The organism is Streptomyces sp. NPDC005820 (genome assembly GCF_040630255.1).
GTDB lineage: Bacteria > Actinomycetota > Actinomycetes > Streptomycetales > Streptomycetaceae > Streptomyces.
Window position 1 is genome coordinate 334,987 of the sequence record NZ_JBEXXE010000005.1, and the last position, 6,757, is coordinate 341,743.

At 72.1% G+C, this 6,757-nt stretch carries 8 protein-coding genes; 4 read left to right on the forward strand and 4 right to left on the reverse strand.

Annotated elements, in window-relative coordinates; translation table 11 throughout:
* The first annotated feature begins 166 nt into the window (after nt 1–166).
* Entirely contained in the window at nt 167–958 is a 792-nt protein-coding gene (locus ABZ464_RS08950) for an enoyl-CoA hydratase-related protein (RefSeq protein ID WP_359272966.1), read from the forward strand.
* Between the two features lie 56 nt (nt 959–1,014).
* Here the strand turns inward: ABZ464_RS08950 and ABZ464_RS08955 are convergent, their stop codons facing one another.
* A complete protein-coding gene (locus ABZ464_RS08955) occupies nt 1,015–1,593 on the reverse strand; it encodes a DNA-3-methyladenine glycosylase I (RefSeq protein ID WP_359272968.1) in 579 nt (192 codons plus the stop codon).
* Nucleotides 1,590–1,943 carry a DivIVA domain-containing protein gene (locus tag ABZ464_RS08960; RefSeq protein WP_359273027.1) on the reverse strand — a complete coding sequence of 118 codons (354 nt, stop codon included), beginning with the start codon at nt 1,941–1,943 and terminating at the stop codon, nt 1,590–1,592. Before ABZ464_RS08960 ends, ABZ464_RS08955 begins: the two co-directional genes overlap by 4 nt.
* 131 nt (nt 1,944–2,074) lie before the next feature.
* Here ABZ464_RS08960 and folP point away from each other — a divergent pair, with 131 nt between their 5' ends.
* Entirely contained in the window at nt 2,075–2,935 is an 861-nt protein-coding gene (gene folP, locus ABZ464_RS08965; protein WP_359272971.1) for a dihydropteroate synthase, read from the forward strand.
* Between the two features lie 15 nt (nt 2,936–2,950).
* Here the strand turns inward: folP and ABZ464_RS08970 are convergent, their stop codons facing one another.
* Nucleotides 2,951–3,712, reverse strand: coding sequence for a TIGR00730 family Rossman fold protein (locus ABZ464_RS08970; RefSeq protein ID WP_359272974.1), 762 nt, complete (start codon nt 3,710–3,712; stop codon nt 2,951–2,953).
* Between the two features lie 96 nt (nt 3,713–3,808).
* A complete protein-coding gene (gene dapE, locus ABZ464_RS08975) occupies nt 3,809–4,885 on the reverse strand; it encodes a succinyl-diaminopimelate desuccinylase (protein ID WP_359272977.1) in 1,077 nt (358 codons plus the stop codon).
* A 93-nt stretch (nt 4,886–4,978) separates the two neighbouring features.
* Here dapE and ABZ464_RS08980 point away from each other — a divergent pair, with 93 nt between their 5' ends.
* Together ABZ464_RS08980 and ABZ464_RS08985 are read left to right on the forward strand one after the other, a co-directional pair.
* Complete coding sequence (locus tag ABZ464_RS08980; protein ID WP_359272980.1) at nt 4,979–5,980, forward strand: heavy metal transporter; 1,002 nt, start codon at nt 4,979–4,981, stop codon at nt 5,978–5,980.
* A gap of 193 nt (nt 5,981–6,173) precedes the next feature.
* Nucleotides 6,174–6,620 carry an ATP-binding protein gene (locus tag ABZ464_RS08985; protein WP_359272983.1) on the forward strand — a complete coding sequence of 149 codons (447 nt, stop codon included), beginning with the start codon at nt 6,174–6,176 and terminating at the stop codon, nt 6,618–6,620.
* Nucleotides 6,621–6,757 lie beyond the last annotated feature (137 nt).

A 6,757-nucleotide genomic window follows, 5' to 3' on the forward strand; every position in this document is an offset into this window, starting at 1 on the left:
GCTGCGATACTGCGCCGCCGCACAGACACCCCCGGTCCGTAAACCGGGTCGATTTCTTTGACGCAGGTCACACGTCGCGTCCGCTCCTCGGACGCCATGCTGTTCTCTGGTAACCGAGCCGATACACCAGCCGACACACCAGTCGACACACACAAGGGGATACGTCATGGCCGACACCGTGCTCTACGAGGTGAGCGACGGGCTCGCGACGATCACGCTGAACCGCCCCGAGGCGATGAACGCGCTGAACGTCGCGACCAAGGTCGCCCTGCGGGACGCGGCGCGCACGGCGGCGGACGACGTGGAGGTGCGGGCGGTGCTGCTGACCGCCGCCGGGGACCGGGCCTTCTGCGTCGGCCAGGACCTCAAGGAGCACATCGGGCTGCTCGCCGAGGGCTCCGGACACGTCATGACGACGGTCAAGGAGCACTACAACCCGATCGTGCGGGCGCTGACGGAGGCGGCGAAGCCGGTCGTCGCGGCGGTGAACGGGGTCGCGGCGGGCGCCGGCTTCGGTTTCGCGCTGGCCGCGGACTACCGCGTCGTCGCCGACACGGCGTCCTTCAACACGTCGTTCGCGGGGGTCGCGCTGACCGCCGACTCCGGCGTCTCCTGGACCCTGCCGCGGGTGGTCGGGCCGGGGCGGGCGACGGATCTGCTGCTCTTCCCGCGGAACATCCCGGCTCAGGAGGCGTACGAGCTGGGGATCGCGAACCGGGTGGTGCCGGGCGCGGAGCTGCGGGCCGAGGCCGAGAAGGTTGCGCGGAAGTTGGCCTCGGGGCCGACCGTCGCCTACGCGGCGCTCAAGGAGGCCGTGGCGTTCGGGTTCTCGCACTCGCTGTCCGAGACGCTGGAGAAGGAGGACGAGTTGCAGACGCGGGCCGGTGCGTCCGAGGACCACACGATCGCCGTGCGGGCTTTCGTTCAGAAGGAGACGCCCAAGTATTTGGGGCGCTGAGGTCTCGTGGCGGGTGCGGGTGTGTGGGGGCTGGTCGCGCAGTTCCCCGCGCCCCTTCACGTACCTCTGCTCACGCACGTCTCCAAGTGGTCGTTCACCAAGCCGCACGCCTGCATCAAGGCGTAGGCCGTCGTGGGGCCCACGAAGCGGAGGCCCTTCTTCTTCAGGGCCTTCGACAGGCCCGTCGACTCGTCCGTGACCGCAGGGACGTCCGCGAGGGCCTTCGGGACCCTGCTCGTCGTCGGGGCGTGGGACCAGATCAGGTCGTCCAGGTCACCCGGGGTCCAGTCCAGGAGCACGCGCGCGTTGGCCAGGGTCGCGTCGATCTTGGCCCGGTTGCGGATGATGCCGGCGTCGGCGAGGAGGCGTTCGCGGTCCTCGTCGGTGAAGGCCGCGACCGAGGCGATCTTGAAGTCGGCGAACGCGGTGCGGAAGCCCTCGCGGCGGCGCAGGATCGTGATCCAGGACAGGCCGGACTGGAAGGCCTCCAGGCTGAGGCGTTCGAAGAGGGCGTCGTCGCCGTGGACCGGGCGGCCCCACTCCTCGTCGTGGTAGGTGAGGTAGTCGGGCGTGGAGAGGGCCCAGGGGCAGCGCAGCGCCCCGTCGGGGCCGGCGAGGGCGGCGCCGTCGCTCACTGCTCGTCCTCCGGCGCGGGCTTCTCGAAGGAGACATGGGGCCGCGCCGGGGCCTGGGCGCCCGCGAGGGTGGTCTCCAGGACGGCGATGCGGGCGTCGCGCTCGGCGAGCTCGGCGGCGACCCGGTTCAGGGCGTCGTCGACGTCCTCCATGCGGTAGCCGCGGAGAGCGAGCGGGAAGCGGAGCCGGTCGACGTCGGACCGGTCGAGCGGGCGGTCCGGGGGCAGCGGGTCGTGCAGGCGCTCGGGAGCCACCTCGGGCAGCGGGCCGGTGCCCTCGCCGCCACCCACCACGGCGAGTGTCACCGCGGCGACCACTACGGCGAGCGCGATGACCAGGAACAAGAACATAACCATCGGTGGGTCCCCACGCTCGGTGTGCTCGATCTCGGATGTGTGTGGCTCCGATCGTGCCATGCGAGCCCGGCGGTTAGGGTCACAGGCGGTGGATGCGCGGCACGCACTAGGAGAGGTCACAGGCGATGCTCAGGCTGGGCAGGCGTGAATTCGGGGCCCAGGAGCCGGTGATCATGGCGATCGTGAACCGGACTCCGGACTCCTTCTACGACCAGGGGGCCACCTTCCGTGACGAGCCGGCGCTCGCCAGGGTGGAGCAGGCCGTGGCCGAGGGGGCCGCCATCGTCGACATCGGCGGGGTGAAGGCCGGGCCCGGCGACGAGGTGACCGCCGAGGAGGAGGCGCGGCGCACGGTCGGGTTCGTGGCGGAGGTGCGGCGGCGCTTCCCGGACGTGATCATCAGCGTGGACACCTGGCGGGCCGAGGTCGGCGAGGCCGTCTGCGAGGCGGGCGCGGATCTGCTGAACGACGCGTGGGGCGGGGTGGATCCCGGGCTCGCGGAGGTCGCCGCGCGGTACGGGGTGGGACTGGTGTGCACGCACGCGGGCGGCGCGGAGCCGAGGACGCGGCCGCACCGGGTGACGTACGACGACGTCATGGCCGACATTCTGCGGGTGACCGTGGGTCTGGCCGAGCGGGCGGCGGAGCTGGGGGTGCCCAGGGAGTCGATCCTGATCGATCCCGGCCACGACTTCGGGAAGAACACCCGGCACAGTCTGGAGGCGACGCGGCGGCTGCCGGAGATGGTGGAGACGGGCTGGCCGGTGCTGGTGTCGCTGTCCAACAAGGACTTCGTCGGGGAGACCCTGGACCGGCCGGTGAAGGAGCGGGTGCTGGGGACGCTGGCGACGACCGCCGTGTCCGCGTGGCTCGGGGCCCAGGTGTACCGGGTGCACGAGGTGGCGGAGACGCGGCAGGTGCTGGACATGGTGGCGTCCATCGCGGGCCACCGCCCACCGGCGGTGGCCCGACGCGGACTCGCCTGATCCGCCGGACCGGCCCTACTCGCGGGCCGCTTCCTTCGACACCAGGGCGACCGCCTCGTCCACGTCGTCCGTGACGTGGAAGAGGAGGAGGTCCTTCTCGGCCGCCTTGCCCTGGGCGACCAGGGTGTGGGTGAGCCAGTCGACGAGTCCGCCCCAGTACTCCGTGCCGAAGAGGACGATCGGGAAGCGGGTCACCTTCTGGGTCTGGACGAGGGTGAGGGCCTCGAAGAGCTCGTCCAGGGTGCCGAGGCCGCCCGGCAGGACCACGAAGCCCTGCGCGTACTTCACGAACATCATCTTGCGGACGAAGAAGTAGCGGAAGTTGAGGCCGATGTCGACGTAGGGGTTGAGGCCCTGTTCGAAGGGGAGCTCGATGCCGAGGCCGACCGAGGTGCCGCCCGCCTCGCAGGCGCCCTTGTTCGCCGCCTCCATGGCGCCCGGGCCGCCGCCCGTGATCACCGCCCAGCCGGCGTCGACCAGGGCGCGGCCGAGGCGGACGCCCGCCTCGTACTCCGGGGAGTCGACGGGCGTCCGGGCGGAGCCGAACACGCTGATCGCCGGGGGCAGTTCGGCCAGGGTGCCGAAGCCCTCGATGAACTCCGACTGGATGCGCAGAACGCGCCAGGGGTCCGTGTGGACCCAGTCCGAGGGGCCTCCCGCGTCGAGCAGCCGCTGGTCGGTGGTGCTCGCCGTGACCTGACCCCGCCGTCGGAGGACCGGTCCCAGCCGCTGCTCGTCCGGCGGCTGCTTCTTCCCCTCGGGGTTTCCGGTAGCCATGTGCGCTCCCTCCGCTTGCAGGTCTTTCCGTGCCAGCGTAGATCCACCCGGGTTACGGACGGGGGACGTCGGCGTGTCCGGCACAAAGCGCCCGGGTCAGCCGAGCCAGGCCCGCAGCCGTTCCTCGCCCGCCAGGACCTTCGCCACCTCGACGCGTTCGTCGCGCTTGTGGGCCAGGTGCGGGTTGCCGGGGCCGTAGTTGACCGCGGGGACGCCGAGCGCCGAGAAGCGGCTGACGTCGGTCCAGCCGTACTTGGGCATCGGGGTGCCGCCCACCGCCTCGATGAAGGCGGCCGCCGCCGGGTGGGAGAGGCCGGGCAGGGCGCCGGGGCTGTGGTCGTCGACGATGAACTCGGTGACGCCGCAGTCGGCGAAGACCTCCCTGACGTGGGCGATCGCCTCCTCCCCGGTACGGTCCGGCGCATAGCGGAAGTTGACCGTGACCACGCACTCGTCGGGGATGACGTTGCCCGCGACCCCGCCCCTGACGCCCACCGCGTTCAGGCCCTCGCGGTACTCCAGGCCGTCGATGACCGGCCAACGCGGCTGGTACTCCGCGAGCCGGGCCAGGATGGGGGCGGCGGCGTGGATCGCGTTGGAGCCCATCCAGCCGCGCGCCGAGTGGGCCCGCTCGCCGGAGGTCTTCAGCAGCACCCGCAGGGTGCCCTGGCAGCCGCCCTCGACCTGGCCGTCCGACGGCTCCAGCAGGACCGCGAAGTCGCCCACGAGCCACTCGGGGTGGGCCTCGGCGACATGCTTGAGGCCGTTGAGGTCGGCGGCGACCTCCTCGTTGTCGTAGAAGACGAAGGTCAGGTCGCGGTTGGGGGCCGGGACGGTGGCCGCGATCCGCAGCTGGACGGCGACGCCCGCCTTCATGTCGCAGGTGCCGCAGCCCCACAGCACGCCGTCCTCGTCGAGGCGGGAGGGGACGTTGTCGGCGATCGGCACGGTGTCGATGTGGCCGGCGAGGATCACCCGCTCCGGGCGGCCCAGGTCGGTCCGGGCGATCACGTTGTTGCCGTACCGGTCCACCGTGAGGTGCGGCAGCGCGCGCAGGGCGGTCTCGATCGCGTCCGCGAGGGGCTTCTCGGTGCCGCTCTCGGAGGGGAAGTCGACGAGCTGCGCGGTGAGGGCGGCGGCGTCCAGCGTGAGATCAAGGGGGGTGTCGGCCATGGCCTCGACCCTAACGCGCCAGATCTCCGTCCCGCTCTTCACAGGCTTCGCACGAGTCTCCTCCGTTTCCGTACTCTCCAGTACCTTGTACGCGTGCCAGAGCTGTCCCCCTCTCCCAAGCGTCGCGGCCGCCGCCTTCTCCGTCTCGGGGCGTCCTGCGTGGTTCTGTCTGCCGTCGCGGGCTATGTCGTGGTCCAGTACGTCACCGGCGGAGCCGACGATCCCGGGTGCAGAGTCGTTTCTGGTACGGGGGACGCGGCACGGTACGAGTTCACGCCCGAGCAGGCGGTGAACGCGGCGACGATCGCCGCCGTCGGCACCCACCGGGAGATGCCGGAGCGGGCCGTGGCCATAGCGCTGGCGACCGCGATCCAGGAGTCGGGGCTGCGCAACCTCGCCCACGGCGACCGGGACTCGCTCGGCCTGTTCCAGCAGCGGCCCTCGCAGGGCTGGGGCACCGAGAAGCAGGTCACGGACCCGGCGTACGCGGCGAGCATCTTCTACGAGCACCTCGCCAAGGTGCCCGACTACACCGAACTTCCCCTCACGGTCGCCGCGCAGAAGGTGCAGCGCAGCGGCTATCCGGAGGCGTACGCCAAGCACGAGGCGGATGCCGTGATGCTGGCCGCCGCGCTCACCGGGACCTCGGCGGCCACGCTGACCTGCGACGGACGCCTGGACGTCGGCACGGCGAGCACGGGCCCGGACGCGGTGCGCGCGGCGCTCTCGCGGGACTTCGGGCGGGATGCGCTGGAGGAGGCGGAAGACGAGGAGGGCGAGACCGACAAGGCGTCCGCCTCGGCCGACGACGACGTGCCGACCGCCGAGACCGACGGGCGGACGGTGACGCTGCCCGTCTCCCGGGAGACGTCCGCCGGGCGCGGTGTCCGTGAGCGGGGCTGGCAACTGGCGCACTGGGCCGTCGCCAACGCCTCGGCGCTGCACATCCGGCAGGTCTCGTACGCGGGCCGGGAGTGGACCGCCGGGAACACCGACAGCCAGTGGCGCCCGACGGGATCGGGCAGTACGGAGGCCGCCGGGGCGGCGGGCTCGGGCGGCGGCACGGGCAGCGTACGGATCGTGACCGGGCAGTAGTACGAGCCTTCACCCGGCCGGGTGCGGTGCGGGGCCACGGACCGGCCCGGCACCCAGTTTTTCGCGCCGTCGCATTTGTCCACAGCCCGATAATGCGACGCATTGCCAACTCTTTACGTCGGGCGTGCGCAACCTTCGGCGGCTTCGAGCGGTAGTCACAGCGTTCTCTGTTCTCTCCCGTCGAAGGAGCACCATGTCCCTCCCCCTGACCCGCAGGATCGCCCGTGCCGCGCTGCTCGTCGCTGCGGGAGCGGCCGCCGGGGTCGGTGCGGCCGGCTCCGCGAGCGCTGCCCCCTCCACCCTGCCCGCCACCCCGGACCTCGGTGGGCTGACCGCCCTGGACGGGGCGACCGTCGGCAAGACGCTCGACGGTGCGACGCGCAGTGCGACCGGCGTCGCGGGTGAAGCCGGCGGCAAGGCCGTCGAGAAGGCCGTGCCGGGCGCGGGCAAGGCCGGCGGCAAGGCCGTGAAGAAGGCGACGCCGGCGGTGCAGAAGGTGGCCGGTGAGGCCGCCGGGTCCGCCGGGGGCGTCCTCGGGGACGCCGCCAAGTCCGCGACGAAGGGTGGGCTGCCGACGGAGGGGCTCACCAAGGGCGGGCTGCCGGGCGGCGGGACCGTGAAGGGTCTGCCGCTCGGCTGACACCGGGTTCTTCGAGCCGGCTAGCTGCAAGACAACGGCGGGGTCCGGGGGTGCTCCCCCTGGATTCGCGCCCTTCACATGCTGCCCCGCGACCGCGGCACGATCGTCCAGGTCGGCTCCGCGCTCGCCTACCGCGG